This is a genomic window from Desulfosediminicola ganghwensis (assembly GCF_005116675.2).
Lineage (GTDB): Bacteria > Desulfobacterota > Desulfobulbia > Desulfobulbales > Desulfocapsaceae > Desulfopila > Desulfopila ganghwensis.
On sequence record NZ_CP050699.1, the window covers coordinates 2983447 to 3004972 of the forward strand.

Annotated in this window: 19 protein-coding genes; 13 read left to right on the forward strand and 6 right to left on the reverse strand. The window is 47.4% G+C overall.

Annotated features, from left to right (window positions below; all coding sequences use genetic code 11):
* The first annotated feature begins 11 nt into the window (after positions 1-11).
* The 4 genes from FCL45_RS12685 (at position 12) to FCL45_RS12700 (ending at position 5599) form a co-directional block, all read left to right on the forward strand.
* Positions 12-386, forward strand: a complete 375-nt coding sequence (locus tag FCL45_RS12685; protein WP_136799978.1) for a hypothetical protein — start codon at positions 12-14, stop codon at positions 384-386.
* A gap of 723 nt (positions 387-1109) precedes the next feature.
* Positions 1110-2660, forward strand: coding sequence for a transposase (locus FCL45_RS12690; RefSeq protein WP_176360014.1), 1551 nt, complete (start codon positions 1110-1112; stop codon positions 2658-2660).
* 212 nt (positions 2661-2872) lie between these two features.
* Positions 2873-3814, forward strand: coding sequence for a hypothetical protein (locus tag FCL45_RS12695; protein ID WP_136800043.1), 942 nt, complete (start codon positions 2873-2875; stop codon positions 3812-3814).
* 330 nt (positions 3815-4144) lie between these two features.
* Positions 4145-5599, forward strand: coding sequence for an IS4 family transposase (locus tag FCL45_RS12700; RefSeq protein ID WP_217907577.1), 1455 nt, complete (start codon positions 4145-4147; stop codon positions 5597-5599).
* Positions 5600-6060: 461 nt separating this feature from the next.
* On the opposite strand, the gene FCL45_RS12705 is transcribed toward FCL45_RS12700, so the two are convergent.
* Positions 6061-6489 (reverse strand): FKBP-type peptidyl-prolyl cis-trans isomerase, encoded by a 429-nt coding sequence (locus tag FCL45_RS12705; RefSeq protein WP_136797909.1) that lies wholly within the window; start codon positions 6487-6489, stop codon positions 6061-6063.
* Between the two features lie 498 nt (positions 6490-6987).
* Entirely contained in the window at positions 6988-8148 is a 1161-nt protein-coding gene (locus FCL45_RS12710) for an MFS transporter (RefSeq protein WP_136797908.1), read from the reverse strand.
* Positions 8149-8717: 569 nt separating this feature from the next.
* On the opposite strand from FCL45_RS12710, the gene FCL45_RS12715 reads away from it, so the two are divergent.
* The 7 genes from FCL45_RS12715 (at position 8718) to FCL45_RS12745 (ending at position 15825) form a co-directional block, all read left to right on the forward strand.
* Positions 8718-10301 (forward strand): ABC transporter substrate-binding protein, encoded by a 1584-nt coding sequence (locus FCL45_RS12715; protein ID WP_136797907.1) that lies wholly within the window; start codon positions 8718-8720, stop codon positions 10299-10301.
* A 240-nt stretch (positions 10302-10541) separates the two neighbouring features.
* A complete protein-coding gene (locus FCL45_RS12720; RefSeq protein ID WP_136797912.1) occupies positions 10542-11519 on the forward strand; it encodes an ABC transporter permease in 978 nt (325 codons plus the stop codon).
* A gap of 16 nt (positions 11520-11535) precedes the next feature.
* Positions 11536-12456: a nickel transporter permease gene (nikC, locus tag FCL45_RS12725; protein WP_136797906.1), complete on the forward strand. Its 921-nt coding sequence runs from the start codon at positions 11536-11538 to the stop codon at positions 12454-12456.
* Between the two features lie 67 nt (positions 12457-12523).
* A complete protein-coding gene (locus FCL45_RS12730; protein WP_136797905.1) occupies positions 12524-13399 on the forward strand; it encodes an ABC transporter ATP-binding protein in 876 nt (291 codons plus the stop codon).
* A complete protein-coding gene (locus FCL45_RS12735) occupies positions 13386-14159 on the forward strand; it encodes an ABC transporter ATP-binding protein (RefSeq protein WP_136797904.1) in 774 nt (257 codons plus the stop codon). The genes FCL45_RS12730 and FCL45_RS12735 overlap by 14 nt, the downstream gene beginning before the upstream one ends.
* 29 nt (positions 14160-14188) lie before the next feature.
* Positions 14189-14980 carry a C40 family peptidase gene (locus tag FCL45_RS12740; RefSeq protein ID WP_136797903.1) on the forward strand — a complete coding sequence of 264 codons (792 nt, stop codon included), beginning with the start codon at positions 14189-14191 and terminating at the stop codon, positions 14978-14980.
* Between the two features lie 47 nt (positions 14981-15027).
* Positions 15028-15825 (forward strand): M55 family metallopeptidase, encoded by a 798-nt coding sequence (locus FCL45_RS12745; RefSeq protein ID WP_136797902.1) that lies wholly within the window; start codon positions 15028-15030, stop codon positions 15823-15825.
* Between the two features lie 47 nt (positions 15826-15872).
* On the opposite strand, the gene FCL45_RS12750 is transcribed toward FCL45_RS12745, so the two are convergent.
* The 3 genes from FCL45_RS12750 to FCL45_RS12760 form a co-directional block, all read right to left on the reverse strand.
* Positions 15873-16436 carry a hypothetical protein gene (locus tag FCL45_RS12750; RefSeq protein WP_136797901.1) on the reverse strand — a complete coding sequence of 188 codons (564 nt, stop codon included), beginning with the start codon at positions 16434-16436 and terminating at the stop codon, positions 15873-15875.
* 209 nt (positions 16437-16645) lie between these two features.
* Positions 16646-17194, reverse strand: coding sequence for a DUF2878 domain-containing protein (locus FCL45_RS12755; protein WP_136797900.1), 549 nt, complete (start codon positions 17192-17194; stop codon positions 16646-16648).
* A 16-nt stretch (positions 17195-17210) separates the two neighbouring features.
* Positions 17211-17759 (reverse strand): chalcone isomerase family protein, encoded by a 549-nt coding sequence (locus FCL45_RS12760; protein ID WP_136797899.1) that lies wholly within the window; start codon positions 17757-17759, stop codon positions 17211-17213.
* A 357-nt stretch (positions 17760-18116) separates the two neighbouring features.
* Here FCL45_RS12760 and FCL45_RS12765 point away from each other — a divergent pair, with 357 nt between their 5' ends.
* Positions 18117-18884 (forward strand): DUF169 domain-containing protein, encoded by a 768-nt coding sequence (locus FCL45_RS12765; protein ID WP_136797898.1) that lies wholly within the window; start codon positions 18117-18119, stop codon positions 18882-18884.
* 96 nt (positions 18885-18980) lie between these two features.
* On the opposite strand, the gene FCL45_RS12770 is transcribed toward FCL45_RS12765, so the two are convergent.
* Positions 18981-19946, reverse strand: coding sequence for a peptidylprolyl isomerase (locus tag FCL45_RS12770; protein ID WP_228721323.1), 966 nt, complete (start codon positions 19944-19946; stop codon positions 18981-18983).
* A 390-nt stretch (positions 19947-20336) separates the two neighbouring features.
* On the opposite strand from FCL45_RS12770, the gene FCL45_RS12775 reads away from it, so the two are divergent.
* Entirely contained in the window at positions 20337-21521 is a 1185-nt protein-coding gene (locus FCL45_RS12775) for a 3-deoxy-D-manno-octulosonic acid transferase (protein ID WP_167495789.1), read from the forward strand.
* Positions 21522-21526 lie beyond the last annotated feature (5 nt).

Sequence of the window (21526 nt, forward strand, 5' to 3'; positions counted from 1 at the left end):
TGGAGATAGAAATGTCAAAATATTGGGTTGTTGGTGCTTCATGGGGTGGAGTTGAACATCAGGATAAGAAATTCATAGAGCAAGGTATTTGGATGCTTGGCTGGGAAGAAGGCGATCAACCTGCTCAATACAAAAAAGCCTCGGGAATGAAAGCTGGAGACAGAATTGCAATCAAGCGTATGAAAGGCGGTGGCCAGACTGGTATTAGAATTTTTCATCTGGGCATCATCAAGGGTGTGATTTTGGAAGCTAATAAGGTTATTTGCACAGTTGATTGGGTAGCCACAGACTTAAACAGAAACATTGAAGAAAGTCGTGGTTGTTTTAAATCAATACATGGGCCATTTGAACATGATGAATGGGTGGAAAAAGCGTTCTGTCTGTAAAATTCAATTTGCATAACAAGGCAAATTCACTCGGACAGCCCAAAGCTGCGCCGCTCGTGCCTCGCTATGCATCTTTAGGCTGCCGGTGATTTGCGACGTTATCTCATGAAATGTATTAGATCTTGGCTCTATGAAAAAAGAATAGTTGATAAAAAGTTGGGATTAAAGATTGCTAGTCTTTCTTTCATTTTAGTTGGTATATCAGCTAGTTGTGTTTTTTGCCGGATATGGTAATATTGCTATACCATTTGTTGTCATTGGTTTTACTGGAGCCATATTAGGTGTAATAGTGCATTTTTTGATAATGCTAAAGTCATACTGAGATTGACTAATAAAATTTGAAAATCATAGTCATCATATAGTTCAGTAAATGCCTTGGAAATTAAAAGTAAAAATAATTGTTAAAATATTACTATTCTGCATGTTTTTAATATTTGTAGTTCCAGTAATAGCAGAGAAAGCAAATCGATTTTTGATATATGTAATTGGTCCGTTGCTCGGGATGTTGTTTGTTGAAAACCTAAAAAAAGACTTAAATAACAAAGCAACAAAAAGAAGAGATAACAAAACAATATAGAGGGACGCGTAAAAGGCACGCGCCCCTCAATTCCACGTTGAACCTGTAGAAAAAGGTATTGGTCATAGCAATATCAGGCATTTAGGGTTATATTTAGCTTCATTCGATGGTAATCAACCCCTTAACCCTGCCGAAAGTCGGAAGCCATGGCCAAATACAAGCCGTATTCATACGCTCAGGGGATGTTCATACCAGTATTCTTCAGTGAGCAGATACAAAAAGGGACTTTCGAGTACACCCTGAACTATCTGGTCGATCACGAACTCGACCTTTCCATCTTTGATGCCAGGTTCACCAACGACGAAACTGGTGCCCCAGCCTATGACCCACGGATCTTGCTGAAGATTATCCTGTTTGCCTATTCACGAGGTATTACTTCTAGTCGTGCAATTTCCGAGTGCTGTGAAAAAAACATCCTTTTCATGGCCCTTTCAGCCAATACCAGACCCCACTTCACAACAATTGCCAGTTTCGTTTCCAGTATGGACAAAGAGGTTGTCTCTCTCTTTCTTCAAGTACTGCTGATCTGTGACCAGCAGAACCTTATTGGCCGAGAGATGTTTGCTATTGATGGCTGCAAACTCCCAAGCAATGCCTCTAAGGAATGGAGTGGCACCAAAGCCGATTTGACCAAAAAGGTTGAAAAGATAGAGCGAGCTCTGCACAGAATGATCATCCGTCACAAGTCCATGGATCTTGAGAAGATAGAGCCGGAAGTTCGGGATCATGAAGAGAAATATAAGAAGAAACTACAAAAAAGTGCTGCCAAGATAAGGGATTGGCTGAAAGACCATGATGACCGACGTGGCAGTGGCGGCAAACCGGTTAAATCAAACATTACCGATAATGACTCTGCCAAGATGGCCACATCGAAAGGGGTAATACAGGGGTATGTCGGTGTTGCCTCAGTGGACAAGAAGCACCAAGTCATTGTTGGAGCAGAAGCCTATGGGCAGGGCAGTGAGTCCAATCTCCTTGTACCTTCGCTGAAGTCGATACAGTCTAACTTGGAACAGATAGGCGACCAAGATGTATTTGGTAAGGCCAAAGTTGTAGCGGATAGCGGTTATCATTCCGAGAAGAATCTCGAGTACCTCTATACAGAGAATATAGATGGGTATGTTGCGGATACTCGTTTCCGCAAACGAGATCCTCGCTTTGCCACAGCGGAGCGCTATAAAGATCTCCCCGCTTATCACTTTGCGACCAGGGCCGGTGGAAAGCGACTCTTTCGGCCTGAACATTTTACTTTCGCTGATGATTTGAGCCACGCTATTTGTCCGGCCGGCAAGAAACTCTACCGCAATGGCTGCAACGCCAAGGTGAAAGACTATCAGGCCTACAAGTTTAAAGGAGCTAAGCGAGACTGCCTCCCATGTCAATTGCGACGTGAGTGTTTACGAAAGCCAGAGAAAACCGAGGCCCGTCAGCTAGCTTACTTTCCGGGGAAAAAGCGTAACGGTAATGAGCGATTCACAGAGAAGATGAAACGAAAGATTGATTCAACCATTGGTCGAGCAATCTATGGCATGCGACTCGCTGTTGGTGAGCCACCCTTTGGCCATATACGGTCAACCATGAAACTTGATCGATTCAGTCTTCGAGGAAAACGAAAAGTGAATGCGCAGTGGAACCTGTTCTGCATGGTCCATAACCTGAAAAAGATCCACTCGTATGGAGCGGTAGTAGGCAGCTGACAGGTAGATCGTAGAGGAGAATAGTTCCAAGAATGTTCACAAATGGACTTGAGGGCAAATAGAGCAAGGTAAAGAACAAGTGGAATCGAAATAGGCGGCTAGGAAAGTAGATTTTTGGAACCCTCCTGAAATCGGTTGAGGGAATCTTCGGGATTTTGAACTGCCTTTTTCTACAGGCTCGTTAGCTTCAGAAATAAATTAAGGCTACCTTTATGCGCACTTTTGCAATAGCACTGGCTCTACCCTTATCCCTCTTCGGAATGCCGTTGCTCTTTTCAGTATTATTGGCCCCCTTATTTTTTGCGGCATTAAAATATACAGCCAACTCTTACCCACTAGCCATACCAAGCACCATCAAGCGCATTATGCTACTAGCCTCAAGCGTTATTATTCTTTGGCTCGCAGCACGCTTTTTGGCAACAACAGTTCCAGGTGGTGGAACCGGGTACATGGTGACCTATTACGGTAAATACACCATTCTCCCAGCAGCAATCTTGTTACTTCTTCTCGATATCGTCGTCATATTTAGGTCGTACGGAAAAAAAATCGGAAATATTTCGGTAATAGTCGTGGTTATAGCTGCCTTAACCAGAGCTGCAGTGCCTCACATAAATGAAATCGCGCGCGATTCACAATGGGAAGAACACTGCAAAACTGCGGTAGACAAGTTCAACATTTCTGAAGAAAACATCGAACAGCTTGAATTTTTCAATTTTGTAGTGAGTAGCAAGTATGTAAAAACAGAAGATGGTCAAGTCAGAAAAAGCGTAATGGAATCCCCCGGGCAAGAGCTTCTCAGGCGAAGAATTTTTAAGGAATACGAAAGAGCATTTAAAAAAAAGTCACAGCGCTACCGCCTAACACTTGAAGGTGAAAAAGAAATAGAGACATCAATCAATCATTCATCCGCAACACACAGGGTTTCAGGAGAAACGAAAAATTACGCCAATGGTCCAGGTAGCAAACGGTGGTTCGAAAAAGAAACTGTAACAATCACAAATTTAAAAACTGGGGACATCATAGCTCAGAGAGTTTTGTTTAGAGATCCTTTTAAAAAAAACAGGAGTTGCGCCGAAACATATAGCGCTACAGACTTTATTGAAAAAGTCATTTTAAAATCGAACACAAAGAAAGCTAACCCGGCACTCCACTAGGACCGCCTAAGGTCGCGGGCGTTGACAATGAACCGGCATTTAGTAAAATCAATCATAAACCATGCTCCATTGGCTCCGACTTTAGGCGGCCTGTGAGTTTAACGTTGTGGGGAGAATGGGGTCGGGCCATGATAACATCTTGATATAGCGTCCTTGTCTCTTGAAAGAATATCGTGATTCAGGTTAATATCATGCTTTCCCGGGGAGAAAATCAAGAATATCGGGGCCAGACCAGAATGGCGCTAGTTTAAGCGTGTTTTATAGGTGAAAAGCAACTGAATATATTGGCAAAAATTGGTATAATTTGCTATGCGAAACCAACACCAAATCATGCCAATGTTGCCCGGTTTTCACCTTCCCAAACGAGGTAGAAAACCTCATAGCCAACAACAAAAATTTGCTCGAAAAATCACTTCCCTCAGACAGAACTCTTTTAAACAGATAGGAGAGATTTTTGGGCAATTCATTCCCACGAAATTGCTCAAACAGGATCCTTCGGGAAAGATGAGCAGACGACGTTTGTTTACCAAGGAAAACACTTTTTGGTCCTTCTTAGGCCAAGTCCTTGATGCAGACGGTGGATGTAGAGAAGCTGTAAAAAAGTTGCAATCATATGCATCTAACCACGGCCTTCGGCTTCCATCATCATCTACCGCTTCATATTGCTGTGCACGTAAGAAATTAGATGAAAATCTGCTTGTTGAGGTGTTTCAACATACTGCTAAATGGTCCGGAGCACGACGTGCATCTCATTCATTAAATGATCGCCAGGTAATTGTTGTTGATGGGACAGGTGTTACAATGGCGGATACAGCAGAAAATCAAGAGCTTTGGCCACAGTCATCGAACCAGAAACCAGGATGCGGCTTCCCCTCAGCACGAATATGCGCATACTTTTCATTGCAAACCGGAACAATGCTCAGCTATGCCATCGGTAATAAAAAGAGTAACGAACTTCCATTGTTCCGTAAGCAGTGGTCCACCTTTGAGGCTGGTGATATCTTTCTTGGTGATAAAGGTTTTTGTAGTTACTTCGATTTAGCCGAGCTGAAAAAACGCTGTGTTGATAGTGTGATAACACTTGCTCGTAGAAAACCAGTCGGTAGGAAAAACTGCATTAAAGAATTCGCTCCTGATGATCTACTGATTGAATGGAAAAAACCAGTATACAGGGAAATGGTGTCGTATTCGCGGAAAACCTGGGAGGACCTTCCCGACAAACTCGTTATGAGACAAATCAAAGTAAAGGTGACTCAATCAGGGTTTAGAACAAAAGAATTTCATATTGTTACCACGCTAATCGATCAAGATCAGTACCTGAAAGACGAAATTGCAGCGTTATACCTTAAGCGTTGGGATGTCGAACTTTTCTTTCGTGATATCAAGACAACGATGGGATTTGATATCCTCCGGTGCCAATCGCCTGAAATGATAAAGAAAGAAATTTTAATGTACTTCATAGCGTACAACTGCATCCGGCGCATAATGTTACAAGCGACACAGCTGGTAGACATTGATATCCGGTCTATCAGTTTCAAAGGAAGTCTACAGGCTATTAGAAGTTGGGAACCACGGTTGGGGTCCTCTAGGTTGAGCACAAATGAAAGACAAAACATGCTCTCAGATTTATCCTTTGTCGTGGCTCGTTGCAAAGTTTTCGACAGGCCTGGACGAAGCGATCCGCGGTGTCTTAAGCGAAGACCAAAACCTTATCAGTTACTCAACAAACCTAGAAGTGAAATGGTCGAAATACAGCATCGGAGCAGATATGAAAAAAAGGCTTAAACTAGCGCCATTCGGGCCAGACCACAGTTTTAAGCGCAAATGAAGTGAATTCAAATTGCTACACCAAATCTCACAGGAGTTTGTATTGGCTTAGTTGTAGTTGAAGATTTCTACCGAGTGTCAAATGGGTTCAGGCTACAGTCTGGTAAGTATAGTTCGTATAGTTTCTATGTGTTTCATGAAGTACTCCATCAAATCATCACGTCAAATACTCAAGCAGGTAAAAGGTAGTAACCGCAGATGCTCCGTGCAGCTGTAGCGAAACGTACTCCTTCTTATGACATGAAAACTATTACGGTGAGGTGGTGTTCAAAAGGGAGGTAGGTGCGAGGGAGCCCTCACCCTGCGTTTCCGGAGGATTACCGCAGGCCTTGGAATTGGGTGGTAAGCGGAAAAGAGTGTATGCACATGCTCTTTCCCGCTTGTTGGCTGTAAACGCCGTTGAGTTATTACACTATGCGTTAGCCGATGGTGACCAGCTCAAGATCAAAGGTAAGGGTCTGGCCAGCCAGTGGGGCGTTACCGTCCACTACCACAGAGTCTTCTTTGAGCTCGGTCACAACGACCAGAATGGCGTGATCATCTTCATCGGTCAGCTCGAGTTCATCACCGACAGTCAGTTCAAGATCTTCAGGCATCTCGGTGATAGGAAACTCAATCACCAGTTCGTCGGTGCGATCTCCGTATGCTTTTTCCGGTGGGAGAATGACAGTTTTTTTGTCACCTACCTGCATATCTAAAACACCTTCCTCGAATCCTTCTATAAGATCATTGTCCCCAATTGTAAAAACAATGGGATCTCCATCGTAGGATGAATCGAAGATGGTTCCATCATCAAATTTGCCTGTATAATGAACGGTTACTGTATCGCCAGATTTGGGTTGAGACATATCCTGATCCTCAAATTTTCAAAGATGTTGTTTATAAAGCAGAATCATCGTAAACGAAACTGCACATTTTCCGCTAACCACTTGTGAACCAAGAAAAAAGAGCAAAAACAGCTTGGTAATTTCTTGGTGTTATTGAGAAATGGAGAGTATCTCAATACCTCTTGATATGATAAAGCCAGAGGAGGGCGACCGCCATTATAGGGGAATCAATCGAGGATATCCATGATAAGTATTAAATATTGTAAATATCGTGTAAAGGCAAGAGATTGGAAGCAACTAGTGGCTGGATGAAATAGCCACTCCAAACCTCATAAGATTTTGATATCAACACAGCTGGGATATCTACTGTAAATCGCAATGTACTTCGTGTTAGGTGAAAAATTCAGGTTAAATAGGCCCTTACATTTTGTATAGGTCAGCTCAAATCCAGGTTTCTCATACCAGTAATCTGTAATAACGTGCAGCTTGGCAGCCTGGTGATCTAATGGGGTGAAACCGTTATGTTCTGTTTTTAAGACCGGTGATCAATGGTACCGCCAAAAAGCACATCACGAAAAAGATTACGCCTGTCCAACCTTTGTATTCAAAAGCGAATCCGGCTCCGGTTATGCCGAGCCATCCTCCTCCATAATAAAAGAGCACGTACAGGGCATTGGCCTTGCCGTGTCCGTCACTTAACCTGCTGTTTAACAGCCCGACCGCCACTGCATGGATTGTGAAAAATCCGGCACATATCCCGAGCAATCCCAATATCACAGAATATATCGAAGAGATGAGCAACAGGGCCTGGGAGATGCCCAGGATGACCGTTCCAGCTATGAGTGTGGTGCCGCCTCCGTAGGTATTGCTCAGGCGACCGGCAATTGGCCCGAGAAAGATGCCCAGTACATACACCAGGTAGATCAGGGTAATCAGTTCAGTGGAAAAGTGAAATGGAGCACCTGCCAGCCTGTACGGTAAATAATTGAAGATGGGTGAGAACATCAGAAAGGCTCCGGCTCCACAGCAGTAATAGAGAAAGAGGTCCTTATTGAAAAGCAGTGAGCGATAGGAGGTGGTTGAACTGCCAGTTGAATTGACGTGTTGAGATGTTCGGGGCAGTGCGATCAGGGCCAGAATAGTTGTCACCAGAATCAGGGCGGCAGCGGAGAAAAAGGCGTAACGCCAGTGTAGGGGTGGGTGAATCCAGCCCCCCAGCAGTCTTCCTCCCAGTCCACCCAGTACAGTGGCGCTGACATATGAACCCATTACCACGCTCAGTCGTTCCATGGGGAGAGTCCGGGCGAGCCAGGCGGCCAGACTTGTGGTGAGTGCTGGAATAAAAAGCCCCTGGACCAGGCGGGCAGTGACAAGGAGACGAAAATCGTGGGTCAGGGCTGCGCATAATCCTGCCAGTGCAACACAGATTCCACCAATCAGGAGTATGGGGTGGATCGGCATTTTATCGGAAAGGTAGCCGAAAAAGAGGTTGGAGAGAACTATACCAAAAATGACGATCGAAACGGTAAACGAGACCTGAATAGTGCTGACACCGAATTCCTGTTGCAGCACAGGAAGAATTGGCTGAGTGAGATAAATGTTGGTAAAGGAGGCTGAAACCAGAGCAAAGACGGCAAGCTGTAGTTTTATGGTCCCTATGTTTGAACTCGTATCAGTCATGCATTCCCCGTCTGTAGTTATACATTGCCTTATGGTCTGATATTACACCTGTTATTTTAGTATTTCCCACTATAGGCAGAAAACATCAAGCGTAATTTACGTAAGCGTGACGCGCATGTTATATGAAGATTCCGTCATATAACATGCTGTGCTGATGGATTAAGGTACATAATTATATAGATTTAGTAGTCTGGATTTGTTAATAATTTTGTCGGAAGGTTAGACCAGGTAGACAGATTCTGCATGGTACAGCCCTTCTTGCAGCTAGAGAGGTTGAACCGCTGCCCCCTGCCTGGGCAAGACAAAAATGTAACTTTTCTGCACACCTCGAACAAAGATGTAACAACATACAGGCAGTACTGGCCTGGAGCACACAGAAAGAAAAACGGATTTTCGAATAAATAATATTCTTGGAGGGTTATTGATTATTCAGGAATGGATATTGCTGTACAGCCAGTACGTTCAAGGTTCTACCTGTTTTGAATGCATGAGTGGAAGGTTTACTGGTTGACCGTTTCAGGTTGACGTTTTGGTAAGCCTTGCTAACAAACAAATAAGAGGAGAGAAACATGAAAAGACTGCTGATTCTGGCGTGTCTGGTAGTAATTGGGGTTGCTCAGGTGGCCTATGCCAAGACCCCGAAAGACTATCTGGTGATGGGGTTTGCAATTGACGATATTATTACTCTTGACCCTGCAGAGATTTTTGAGTTTTCCGGTGCTGAATATGCCGCCAATACCTATGACAGACTGATTAATTACGATGTGGACAATGTCAGCGATATTTATGGCGGCATTGCGGAGAGCTGGGATATCTCCGAAGATGGTTTGAGCTACACTTTCAACATCCGCAAGGGGATGACTTTTGCCTCCGGTAACCCGATCAGTGCGGATGACGTTGTTTTTTCTCTGCAACGGGTGGTGGCGTTGAATAAAGGGCCAGCGTTCATTTTGACCCAGTTTGGCTTTACCCCTGAAAATATGGCGGACACTATCAAGAAGCTTGATGATTACACCGTACAGGTAGTCATTGATCAGCCGTATGCTCCGACCTTCTTCCTGTACTGCCTCACTTCTACAGCCGGTTCTATCATAGATAAGAAGCTCGCTCTTTCCCACGAAAAGGATGGTGATTACGGGCATGCGTGGCTTAGAACAGGTTATGCCGGTTCTGGTCCTTACATCTTGAAAAAATGGAAGCCAGCTGAATCCCTGACCCTCGATCGCAATGATGGGTACTGGGGGGAGAAGGCCAATCTCAAGCGAGTCATGATTCGACATATCTCCGAGCCGGCTACCCAGCGGTTGCTTCTCGAAAAGGGAGATATTGATATTGCCAGAAACCTTGAGCGAAATGATATTGAGGGACTGGAAACAAATCCCGATGTGAAAATCGTTTCCAGACCCAAGGGTGGTATCTACTATCTCGGTTTAAATCAGAAAAACGAATACCTGCAAATCCCTGAGGTACGCCAGGCGCTGAAGTATCTGATCGATTATAAGGGTATGGCAGATACCTTCCTCAAAGGCAGAATGACGGTTCACCAGGCTTTTCTGCCAAACGGCTTTCTTGGTGCCCTGACCGAAACTCCATTCTCTCTCGACGTTGAAAAGGCGAAAGAGCTGTTGAAAAAGGCTGGTCTTGAAAATGGTTTCACCATTACCATGGACACCAGAAATACCGAACCGGTTCCTTCCATGGCGCTTGCCATCCAGGCCAATTTTGCCCAGGCCGGTATCAAGCTTGAAATTATTCCTGGTGATGGCAAGCAGACCCTCACCAAGTACCGTGCCCGAAACCACGATATCTATATCGGCAAATGGGGACCGGACTATATGGACCCGCACACCAATGCCGACACCTTTGCCCGCAACCCGGATAATTCCGATGAGGCGAATTTTAAGCCTCTTGCCTGGCGTAATGCCTGGGATATCCCGGAGATGACCAAAGTGGCGGATGCTGCCGTACTGGAGAAGGACACCAAGAAGCGTGCCGAGATGTATCTTGATTTGCAGCGTGAGCACCAGCAGGTTTCTCCGTTCGTCATCATGTTCCAGGATATTGAGGTCATTGCTGAGAGAAACAATATTGATGGCTTTATCCTCGGACCAAGCTTCGACAGTAATTTTTATCAGCATACGGTTAAAAAGTAGTATTATACCGTGAGCCAGGAGTCTGTCGGACTAAGCCCTTTTCAGCCAACTCATTATTACTGAGGCGAAAAGGGCAATTCTTCGACACTCTTGACGCTGATTGAAAAGTACCTCCCTCCCCGGTTGATTTATACGCCGGGGAGAACCGTTTCCTTTATTATAAAAGTAGTAGATATGGCGCGCGAGTTATCGGAACACCGCCTCCTGGCAGCAGCAAATCAAAGCTTTCGCTTGCTGTTGATGGTGGCAATTACCTTCTTTGGGCTGTTACTCATTACATTCCTGATCGGTCGAATCGTACCCATCGACCCTGTGCTTTCTATGGTGGGCGACAAGGCCAGCGCCGAGACCTATGAAGCTGCCAAAATTGCCATGGGGCTGCATCTGCCGATCTGGCAGCAGTTCTTCATTTATCTGGGCAAGGTGCTGCAGGGTGATCTCGGTGTATCTATCCTTACTTCCAGACCGGTTTTAGAAGACATCATCAGGGTTTTTCCCGCGACCTTTGAGCTGGCAATTATCGCCACGATTCTCGGGGTGGTACTGGGGATTCCTCTGGGTGTTTTTTCAGCAGTGCACCGGGGCAGCTTTATTGATCATGCGGGCAGGGTGGTTGGCCTGCTTGGTTATTCTTTGCCAATCTTCTGGCTCGGCCTTATTGGTCTGATGGTCTTTTATGCTCATCTCGATTGGTTGCCGGGGCCTGGAAGAATAGATGTCTTTTACGAAGATATCGTAGATCCTGTAACCGGCATGATGTTGATCGATTCGATAATCGCCCGTGAATGGGAAATCTTTCGGAATGCAGTTTCACACATAATTCTGCCTGCCGCTCTTCTCGGCTATTTCAGCCTGGCCTATATCTCACGAATGACACGCTCCTTTATGCTGGAGCAGCTGAGACAGGAATATATTCTGACTGCTAGGGTGAAGGGTGTGCCGGAGTGGAAGGTGATATGGGGGCACGCTCTCGGTAATTGCGCAATCCCCCTGATTACTGTAGTTGCTCTCAGTTTCGGAACACTGCTTGAAGGTTCTGTTCTTACAGAGACGGTCTTTGCCTGGCCGGGGCTTGGCCTCTATCTTACCAACTCCCTGCTGAATGCAGACATGAATTCGGTACTTGGTTCCACCATTGTTGTGGGAACGATATTTCTGGGGGTGAATCTGTTTTCAGATTTTCTCTATAAGGTCATGGACCCAAGAGCAAGGAACTAGGGAGTGGACAGACGTTATGACAGGTAAAACTCTACGCTTGGATACAGTTCGGAGCTGGCTGTTGACAGATACGCCGACTTCGCCGTTTCATGCTGCGGCAGGCAGAACATATCTGATATCCAGAGAATTTTTAAAAAATCACCTGGCAGTCCTAGGTCTGCTGATAATTTTGACACTGATCACAGTGGCGCTGTTTGCCCCTTTGCTGGCGCCTTTTGACCCGGTACAGACCAATCTGACAAACCGGCTTATGGAACCTTCTGCGGTGCACTGGATGGGGACCGATGAGGTAGGCAGGGATATTCTCTCCCGCATTATCTGGGGCTCGAGGCTGACCCTCTACATCGTCGGGCTGGTAGCTATAATTGCCGCACCGGTGGGCATTCTCATAGGTACGGTTTCCGGCTATTTCGGCGGTATTATCGATACCGTGCTGATGCGTATTACCGACATTTTCCTGGCATTTCCCAAGCTTATTTTAGCTCTGGCGTTTGTGGCAGCACTGGGGCCGGGAATCGAGAATGCGGTCATAGCCATTGCCATCACTTCCTGGCCACCCTATGCCCGTATTGCCAGGGGTGAGACCATAACTCTCAGAAATTCAGATTTCATCAAGGCTGTCAGACTACAGGGCGCGGGACCGGTCAGGATAATCACCAAACACATTGTACCGCTCTGCATGTCTTCGCTCATTGTCAGGGTTACGCTTGATATGGCGGGCATAATTATGACTGCTGCGGGCCTCGGATTTCTAGGCCTTGGCGCCCAGCCGCCGTCTCCTGAGTGGGGAGCCATGACCGCCAGCGGCCGAGCCTATATTCTTGACCATTGGTGGCTGATCACCATGCCGGGTATGGCAATTTTCATGGTAAGCCTTGCTTTCAACTTGCTTGGGGATGGCCTGCGGGAAGTGCTTGACCCACGCAGTGAAAAATAGGCGTACACAGTGAAATACACGTTAAAGAATAAACATCTCAACCTTGAGAGCGTAGAAGTGTAATTGTATGAAACAGCAACCATTGCTTACTGTAAAAAATTTGAATGTCGTTTTTCCCTCTCCCAGAGGGGATGTGCAGGCGGTCCGCGATATCTCCTTTTCCATGGGAAAGGAGAAGATCGGTATAGTCGGTGAATCCGGTTCGGGAAAATCCGTAACAGGCCGGGCCATTTTGCGTCTCTTGCCTCCCCATGCACGGGTTGAGGCTGCCCAAATCGTCTTCGATGACCAGAATCTGCCCGATTTAAGTGAAAAAGAGATGCGTAAAATCCGTGGTAACGAAATTTCCATGGTCATGCAGGATCCGAAATATTCACTCAATCCTGTCCGCACTGTCGGGGAACAGATCATGGAAGCGTATCTTACCCATCACAAGGTGGGCAGGAAGGAGGCGAAAGAGCGAACGCTGTCGATGCTTGAAGCTGTGCGTATTCGTGATCCGAAGCGGGTTTTCGCTTTATATCCCAATGAAGTCTCAGGTGGCATGGGCCAGCGTATAATGATAGCCATGATGCTGATACCTGAACCACGCTTGTTGATAGCTGATGAGCCAACTTCAGCACTTGATGTGACAGTTCAGCTGCAGATTATGGCGATTTTAGATGACCTGGTAACCCAGCGGGGGATGGGCCTTATTTTTGTCTCCCACGACCTGGAGCTGGTCGCCTCCTTTTGCGACCAGATTATCATTATGTACCATGGACGGATTATGGAAATTGTTGACGCAGATAAACTTCACCAGTCGACCCACCCATATACCCGTGGCTTGCTCAATTGTCTGCCGAAAATAGAAGGTGAGCGGCAACGGCTGCCAATTTTGCAGCGGGATGACGCCTGGCTTGAGTCAGGTTGGACTGGAGGCATTGACAATGTTGCAGGTTAAGGATTTACATGTCTACTTCGGCCGTGGTCTGCAGAAAAATCATGCAGTCCGTGGTGTGGATTTTTCTGTATCAAAGGGACAGAGCTTTGGCCTGGTTGGTGAGTCCGGTTCCGGCAAATCAACAGTGTTGAACTGTGTCTCCGGCCTTGTCAAAAGCTGGACCGGGACAATTGAAATTGATGGTGCCAGGCTCGGGCCAAAGCGCGATCTGCAATTCTGCCGCAACGTGCAGATGGTATTTCAGGATCCATACGGATCGCTGCATCCAAGGCATACCATAGACCGCACTCTCAAAGAGCCTGTGTCCATTCATAAACTCGGCAACGAAAATGAAAGAGTGGAAAAAGTGCTCGAAGAGGTGGGGCTGGGGCCGGAGTTTCGCTTTCGTTTTCCTCACCAGCTTTCAGGCGGGCAGCGTCAACGAGTGGCAATAGCCAGGGCCTTGATTCTTGAGCCGGAAGTGATTCTGCTCGATGAGCCAACCTCTGCACTCGATGTTTCTATCCAGGCAGAAGTACTTAACCTATTAGAGGATATTCGCCAGCAGCGAAACCTTACCTATGTGCTGGTGAGCCATGACCTGGCTGTGGTTTCTCATATGTGTGATGATATTCTGGTGATGAACCACGGTCAGATGGTTGAGACAATCAGCAGGAAGCAGTTGCAGGCAACGGACTTTACCCAGAACTATACGCGTCAGCTCCTGGTTGCCAGCAAAGGCTACGACCGGGAGGTTATTGATCAGTTTCAGGACTTTTAAACAAAGTGAAGAGCGCGGAGGAGAAAGTGATGACTCAGGCGGTAATACAGGTAAGCGTCAGCAACCATTATCAGCAGCCTGATTATTGCAGTGAGATCGTGAGTCAGGGACTGCTCTGGGAGCAGGTGGAGCTGTTGGAGGAAGAAGCGGAGTTTTGCCGAATCAGGCAGCGGGATGGTTACCAGAGCTGGGTGAGCAGCAGGCAGTTGGCGCAATCCGGAATGGAAAAAGCTCAGGGACTTGAATGGCGATTGGTTCGGAGTCATAACGAACGGATCTTTTCAGCGCCTGATCGCGCATCAACAGCTCTACGGGATGTGGTAATTGGTTCCAGGCTTCCTGTCCTGGCTGAAGAAAGGCGATGGGCTCAGGTTGTATTGCCTGGTGGTGAAACAGGTTGGCTGGAAAGCTGTCATTTCGGTGAAATAGGCCCGGCTGGCACCGCGAGTATCGTGGACCTCGCCAGGGAGTTCCTTGGTTATCAGTATAGCTGGGGCGGAAGAACACCTAAAGGTTTTGATTGTTCCGGCTTTGTGCAGACAGTGTTTGGGCTCCACGGGATAGAGTTACCCAGGGATGCCAATATGCAGCAGAAGCTGAATCTGGTCTCGAAAGATCACCACAAGGCAAGCGCGGGTGATCTACTTTTCTTTGGTGAGAGTCCAGACAGGGTGACTCACGTAGCCATTTCCCTCGGTGACAACCGATTTATCCACGCCTATGGCATGGTGAGAGAAAATAGCTTTTCAGCGGAAGACTCAGATTTCTCCCCGAAACATCTGGAGAGTTTTGTGTCAGTCAACCGTTATCCGTTGGGCTGAGCTATATAGGTAGAGATATATAATTACTATCAATAAGGAAGTTTGGTGTGAAAATATTTATCAGTGCTGATATTGAAGGTGTGTGCGGGGTAACCGCCTGGGATGAAACTGAATCAGACAAAGCAAATTACGCCCAGTTTCAGAAGCAGATGACCCGTGAAGTGTGTGCCGCCTGCGAAGGCGCAATTGCCGGTGGCGCAACGGAAATATATGTGCGGGATGCCCATAATTCGGCCCGTAACCTGATCGCAGAAGAGTTACCGAAGCAGGTCAGATTGGTTCGGGGCTGGTCCCGGCACCCCTATATGATGATGCAGGAGTTGGACTCTTCGTTTGATGGTGTCATGATGATCGGTTACCACTCCCAGGCAGGCGGCGACGGGAATCCACTTGCCCACACCATGACTTCCAGAGTGAGTGAAATCACTATCAATGGCATGCTGGTCTCTGAATTTCTCATGAACACCCATACTGCCTGGTTGGAAGATGTGCCGGTTATCTTTCTCTCGGGGGATAAACAAATCTGCACCCTGGCTCAAGAACTGATACCAGAGTTGGAAACGGTTGCAGTGAAATCGGGCTCCGGTGGGTCAACGGTAAACCTTCACCCACTGGTTGTTCTTGACAAGATAGAGGAGGGGGCCAGGAAAGCGATGCAGGCTGATAGTGCGGCCTGTCGTAAGCAAATGCCAGAAAAGTTCGAGACAAGCATCACCTACGTTAACCATCAGGATGCCTATAAGGCGTCGTTCTTTCCCGGGGCAAGACGTATTTCATCACACGCCATAGCCTATGAAGCAGATAATTATTTTGACGTATTGAGACTTTTTCTCTTCAACCTCTAACTGTTTCCATATCTCTTCATAACTCCGAAAACCAACTGCTGCTCAGGTTAGCGACGGGAACCACCGCGATAATTTGAATAACCATGTTTGCGCGGTACTTGTATTCGGTATTTTGGATATCGCTGGTTGTTTCTGGATTTGTAACCTGGGTGTCTCGGGACAACATAGGCAGGGGGATGGTGTTTTTTATAGTGAGGCTTGCCGTAATTCGGTTTGCTATGTTTGTAATAATTCCTTTTGTATTTCGGGTGGCCCGGCTTGTAATAATTGGGTCGATAGCCGTCATGATAGATAAAGGAGGAGTTGCCGTTTCTGTGTACGATCCCATGACTGGATTTATACCGCGATTTCTCGACAACTATGGTGGTGACTCCACCATAGCCGGGGCGATGGCTGTAACCTGTCGAACTTCCACCCGAGTAGCTTGATGTCGGTTCTGAACTTCTGCCGTAGTACCTGTCGAGATATGCCTGGTTATCAATATGACCTGTCCAGTTCTGCTGTTCGCCGGCCCGTGCCAGAGGAACAGAAGTAGTCAGCGCCATAACAAGTGCGACGAGAGCCAGAGTGAGTGGTGCGGTGATATTGGATTTAGGAAAATAATGTCTCATAGCTAACACATCGAAACAAAGGTTGAAAACAGACCTGCCCTGCCGGGGCAATGAGCAGTCATCACGATTGGTGACGTTGATGCAGCTGGAACCTGGGGTGCCAACAAGGAAGTACTCCAATCACTCCCTCCCATTAATACAGACAATAGGTTGCCGGTACCAACAAGTAAAGTTGGCAGCACCTGTTTCGGGAAGGGACTTCGCCACAGTTACTTCGCCACAGTTACTTCAGTCTTGGGGGACACTTTTGAGGCACAGAACATCATCAATGGCCAGAATAAGGCCCAGAGAAGAGCCAGCAGCAAAAGAGAACTGGGAGTGGACCAGTTGAAGCTTGCAACTCCAAGCCGGACACCAGCCCAGTAGGCGACAGGGCCACCAATCGCACCGAGCAGCGCTGACAGCAGCCATCGACCCTTCAACCAGTTCAGGCTGTGGTTTGGCAGCAGGCCCAATGTCATCCAGACAGTTATGAGCCAGAGCGGGATGGGCCAGAAATCACTGGAAAATGAGAAAAACCCGATAGCCTTGAGCAGCCCATCTAAAGTGATACCGCAGATGGTAATAATCGCCATCAGCACCATGTCCTTGCCTGGGGATGGTGATACAAGCATGTGGCATGCAATAAGCAGCAGGGCGAGCCAGAGAAAAGAATTCTGGCCGAATATGCAAATGAGCCAGTTCAGTTGGTAAACGGCGAAATTTGTAACGATCATCCACAGTTTGGGAAGGGGCCTGATGTTTGCGAGTGTCTGCATTTTATTTACCAGCCGCTCAGCTCTTTTTTCCTCGAAGACCTGAAAGGAGATTAGCTCTTAGGTTGTCACTAAGCGGTTCTTTTTCTCCCAGCCAGATACCGAAATATACAGCAGCGAAATCAGCGGAGGGGATGACAACCTGTTCGATTCCATTCCGAAACAGTCGCGTGGTCTGAGCTTCTCCATTATAGCAGAGGACATAACTGTCACCGTCATCTACTTCTGTGTAATTTTGGTGAAGCAGATCGAGCTGCGGACGCACTTTGCTGATAGTTAGCGGATCATGCTGCCGATTGAGGATTTTTTCTGCGGCTTCAATGAAATTTTCCCTGGTCAGGCTGACTGCATAATTTAATTTCAGGCATCGTGACGATTCTGGGGAGAGCACCTCTCCGGGCAGGGTTGTAGGGTCGGTGTAGAGATGGGCGTCATAGACCTTGATAAAACCCATGTAACGGACGCTGCCGGAGCCCTGGAGCTGCATGTTATGAATTTCCATCCCTTGCAGGGAAAGAGGTAAAGTGCTCATCACTATTGTCAGTATAAATAAGTATATCTTTTTCATGACTCTCTCCAGTTGGGTACGTGGAACATTGTAGTTACTGTTTCATACATAAACAAAGTAGCAACCTGCAGAGAATTAACAATGTGGAAACATTGGCTATGAAATGGTAGTGAAACCTATCATTACAATGTCGGTCCCTAAACTGGAAAAAGGGCAAAAAAGCTTGATATTTAAAGGGAATGATTGTTTTTACTTGCTTAGGGCAAGTGAAACGTGATGGAATAGAGGGTATGCCTTTACAGATGGACTTTAAACCGGAACCAACGGTGTTCTGTCTGACCATTTCGTCTGTCTTTGTGAAACAGAGCTCGCTGGGTACGTTATTTGAGTGAAATTTTCAGCTGGGAAGAGTGATACATGACTGAACTGCGACAAAGAGCAACCGCTATACTGGAGCTGGCTGGGATAGAAACACCCGTTGTTGGAGTCTATGATGCTCCTCATACCCTGCCGTTCGCACCTTTGGTGCTTGCCAGGCGTTGTATATTTTCCAGTTATGAAAACTGGCAGAAAGGCCATTGCGTGTTGGTTAACCGGGAGAGTGAAGGGTGTCGTGGGGCGGTATACTGGTTGTGTGGAATAGAGGCAACGTCGAAGGAGAAGATGAGGCACTTCTACAGCCAACGAAAGGGGCTCAAGGCGACGGCCGAACTCATGGAAAATTGGCTGGAAGACCATCCCCCCCACGAGCCGCAGGAGAGCCATCTTATCGTCGGCCCGCTGAAAGAGGGGCAGGACAGGTATTTGAAAACAATCACCTTGTATGTCAATCCTGACCAGCTGAGCCTGCTGCTTACAGGTTGTGAATACGAAAATGGCCCAGCCGATGCTCAACCGATTATCTCTTCATTTGGTTCGGGCTGTGGCCAGCTTGCGGCACTTTTCAAAGATCTGAATGTTCCCCAGGCGATAATCGGTTCTACGGATATCCTGATGCGGGAGCATCTGCCACCGGAGGTGATGGCGTTGACAGTGACCAAGCCGATGTTTGAGCAGCTATGCAGTTTTGGTGAGAACAGTTCTTTGTTCAGGCCATTCTGGTCAACTCTCCGTAACAAGAGAAGCGAACAGGCGGTGAACGGCTTTGGCGAAAATCCCGAGCAGAAATACACCGAGAAGATATAAAAAAAAACGGGGCCTGTCGAATTCGACAGGCCCCGCTCAGGCAGTACTGGTATCTCGCCCGGTCATGAAAAAATCGGGCTACCTGGAGAGTTGCTGTTAGAAGTCAACAAGCTCCACGTCAAAGATCATGTACGCGTTTGGTGGAATAGGACCACGTCCCTGAGGACCGTAACCGAGGGAAGGCGGGATAATCAGCACTCGCTTCTCACCTTTTTTCATGCCGAGAAATGCTTCATCCCAGCCTTTGATAACCCGTCCCTGGCCAACAGGGAAATCGATTGGGGTACCACGATCGTAGGAAGAATCAAACTTGGTGCCGTCCAGCAACTTTCCGGTGTAGTGAGCTTTGATCATTGCGCCGGATGAAGGGGTGGCATCGCCTTTACCTTCTTCGACCAGAACATACTTGAGACCGGAAGGAGTGCTTACTGCATCAGGCCAGTTCTGCTTGATGAGGTTCACCTCAGCTTCCATGGCGGCAAGCTCTTTGTCGCGCTGGTTCTTTTCGAAGTTAGCGAGCAGTGCATCAAAAGCGGCCTGGTCAGCTTTGAACGCTTCCGCTTTGGCGCCAACGCGAATAATCTCCACGCTGTTGATGGTGTCGCCCTGGGCGATAGCGTTAACAATGTCCTGGCCTTCAACTACCTTGCCGAAAACAGTGTGCTTGCCGTCCAGCCATGGGGTTGGTACGTGGGTAATGAAGAACTGGCTGCCATTGGTGCCGGGTCCTGCATTTGCCATAGAGAGAATGCCGGGGCCTTCATGTTTCAGACTTGGATCAATCTCATCAGGGAAGGTGTAGCCGGGTCCGCCGGTTCCTGAACCGAGCGGACAACCACCCTGAACCATGAAGTCAGGGATGACTCTGTGGAAGGTGAGGCCGTCATAATATTTGTCGCCCTTCATTTTGGCGCCGCCGCCAAGTTCTTTGGTGCCCTCAGCCAGGCCAACGAAGTTGGTTACTGTAAGGGGAGTTTTTTCAAACTCGAGGGAGCAAATGATTTCACCTTTAGAGGTGTTGAACTTGGCGTACATGCCGTCCTGAAGATTTTCTCTTGCCATTATTGGTTCTCCGATAAAAATTAACGTAATCAGAATGAGTACAAACGAAATTGATACGTTACGCATGGTTTCTCCATTTGAAAAGGGTGGTTCCTTAAAAAAAGAGCATTTTTCGAGTAATTACCTGATATAAATAGGACATGCAAATGGACATGTCGAATTTTACAACGCTTTGGTTGTTGACGATGGTTCGCATTAGGGGTTTATTGACCTGATTTATAGACCGGTGGTAAACACATCCGGCTTATTCAGGCAACCCGTTAACACTTAGGTCCCCCGGAGAGGAACCGTTTGTATACTCTGTACCAGCTAATACTGACACTACTTTTTTATCTCTTACTGCCTTTTACTCTCGCCTATGTTCTCATTACGGGAAAACACAGGGAGGGAGTGCATCAGCGTCTGGGATTATATGGCAGGCTTGCCCGGAAAAAAGGTAAAGCCCGCATCTGGCTGCACGCCGCCTCTGTCGGTGAAGTACATGCTGCCGATATCCTGATAGCTGAATTGCGCAAAGAGATTCCCGAGGCGGAATACGTTGTCACCACCATGACAATACACGGAAGAAAGCTTGCTGTCGAGTTGCTTTCCGACGATGTAATCTGCAAGCTGGCCCCGCTGGATGTGCCGGGTATAGCGGGACGCGTGATCTCAAAAATCGATCCTGATGTGTATGTGTGTCTGGAGACTGAGTTATGGCCGGTGCTGCTGCGCAGACTGAATAATCGCTCTATACCGACGCTGCTCGCCAATGGCAGGATGTCTGATAAATCTGTAACCAGCTATCAGAAGCATGCCTGGCTTTTTCAAAAAGTGGTGGAAAACTTCACCGTCCTCACCATGATCAGCGAGTCGGACAAGGAACGCTATGTCTCTTTAGGTATAGGTCCTAAAGAAGTTATTGTCACCGGCAACCTGAAGTATGATCGGGAACTGCCTGAAAGCCCGACCGACGTGCGGGACCGTTGCCGAAAAACGCTGTCGATAGTCGAGGGGACAGAGGTCTTCGTCTGCGGCTCCACCCATACCGGCGAGGAGAATATTCTGCTTCCGGTATACAAGGCCTTGAAACTGAGCGGAGAGCTCGTCTGGATCATCGCCCCGCGTCATTTGCACAGGCTGGAACAGGTGGAGACGATGCTCATGGAGCATGGAGTACGCTTTGATCGCTATAGCGCGCTGAAAGAAGGGCACGTGCGACAGCACGATGTCGTTATCGTCGACCTCTTTGGAGAGCTTTTTGAGATATATTCAATTGCTGATTATATCTTTTGCGGTGGAAGCCTGGTTGAACGTAACGGCCATAATATACTGGAACCAGCGATGTGGGGACGTACTGTTATGTATGGACCGAGTATGGGGGATTTTCGCGATGCGGTGGAGATGATGGATCTGCAAGAGGCCGGCCTGCCAGTGACTGGCGGCAGGGCCATCTTCGATAAAATCTCCTATTTTCGCAATCACCGTGAGGAGTATCAACTGCTTTGTCAGCGTGCCGGTCAGGTTGCCGTCTCTCAACAGGGAGCGGCTAAAAGGCAGGCAGGGCTGGTGGCATCGCTTCTCCATTCGAGTTAACTATA

Bases quoted from the DNA above. Each gene is read 5' to 3' on its own strand.
- FCL45_RS12685 (WP_136799978.1), top strand. From the start codon at position 12: ATGTCAAAATATTGGGTTGTTGGTGCTTCATGGGGTGGAGTTGAACAT.
- FCL45_RS12690 (WP_176360014.1), top strand. From the start codon at position 1,110: ATGGCCAAATACAAGCCGTATTCATACGCTCAGGGGATGTTCATACCA.
- FCL45_RS12695 (WP_136800043.1), top strand. From the start codon at position 2,873: ATGCGCACTTTTGCAATAGCACTGGCTCTACCCTTATCCCTCTTCGGA.
- FCL45_RS12700 (WP_217907577.1), top strand. From the start codon at position 4,145: ATGCCAATGTTGCCCGGTTTTCACCTTCCCAAACGAGGTAGAAAACCT.
- FCL45_RS12705 (WP_136797909.1), bottom strand. From the start codon at position 6,489: ATGTCTCAACCCAAATCTGGCGATACAGTAACCGTTCATTATACAGGC.
- FCL45_RS12710 (WP_136797908.1), bottom strand. From the start codon at position 8,148: ATGACTGATACGAGTTCAAACATAGGGACCATAAAACTACAGCTTGCC.
- FCL45_RS12715 (WP_136797907.1), top strand. From the start codon at position 8,718: ATGAAAAGACTGCTGATTCTGGCGTGTCTGGTAGTAATTGGGGTTGCT.
- FCL45_RS12720 (WP_136797912.1), top strand. From the start codon at position 10,542: ATGGTGGCAATTACCTTCTTTGGGCTGTTACTCATTACATTCCTGATC.
- nikC (WP_136797906.1), top strand. From the start codon at position 11,536: ATGACAGGTAAAACTCTACGCTTGGATACAGTTCGGAGCTGGCTGTTG.
- FCL45_RS12730 (WP_136797905.1), top strand. From the start codon at position 12,524: ATGAAACAGCAACCATTGCTTACTGTAAAAAATTTGAATGTCGTTTTT.
- FCL45_RS12735 (WP_136797904.1), top strand. From the start codon at position 13,386: ATGTTGCAGGTTAAGGATTTACATGTCTACTTCGGCCGTGGTCTGCAG.
- FCL45_RS12740 (WP_136797903.1), top strand. From the start codon at position 14,189: ATGACTCAGGCGGTAATACAGGTAAGCGTCAGCAACCATTATCAGCAG.
- FCL45_RS12750 (WP_136797901.1), bottom strand. From the start codon at position 16,436: ATGAGACATTATTTTCCTAAATCCAATATCACCGCACCACTCACTCTG.
- FCL45_RS12755 (WP_136797900.1), bottom strand. From the start codon at position 17,194: ATGCAGACACTCGCAAACATCAGGCCCCTTCCCAAACTGTGGATGATC.
- FCL45_RS12760 (WP_136797899.1), bottom strand. From the start codon at position 17,759: ATGAAAAAGATATACTTATTTATACTGACAATAGTGATGAGCACTTTA.
- FCL45_RS12765 (WP_136797898.1), top strand. From the start codon at position 18,117: ATGACTGAACTGCGACAAAGAGCAACCGCTATACTGGAGCTGGCTGGG.
- FCL45_RS12770 (WP_228721323.1), bottom strand. From the start codon at position 19,946: ATGGCAAGAGAAAATCTTCAGGACGGCATGTACGCCAAGTTCAACACC.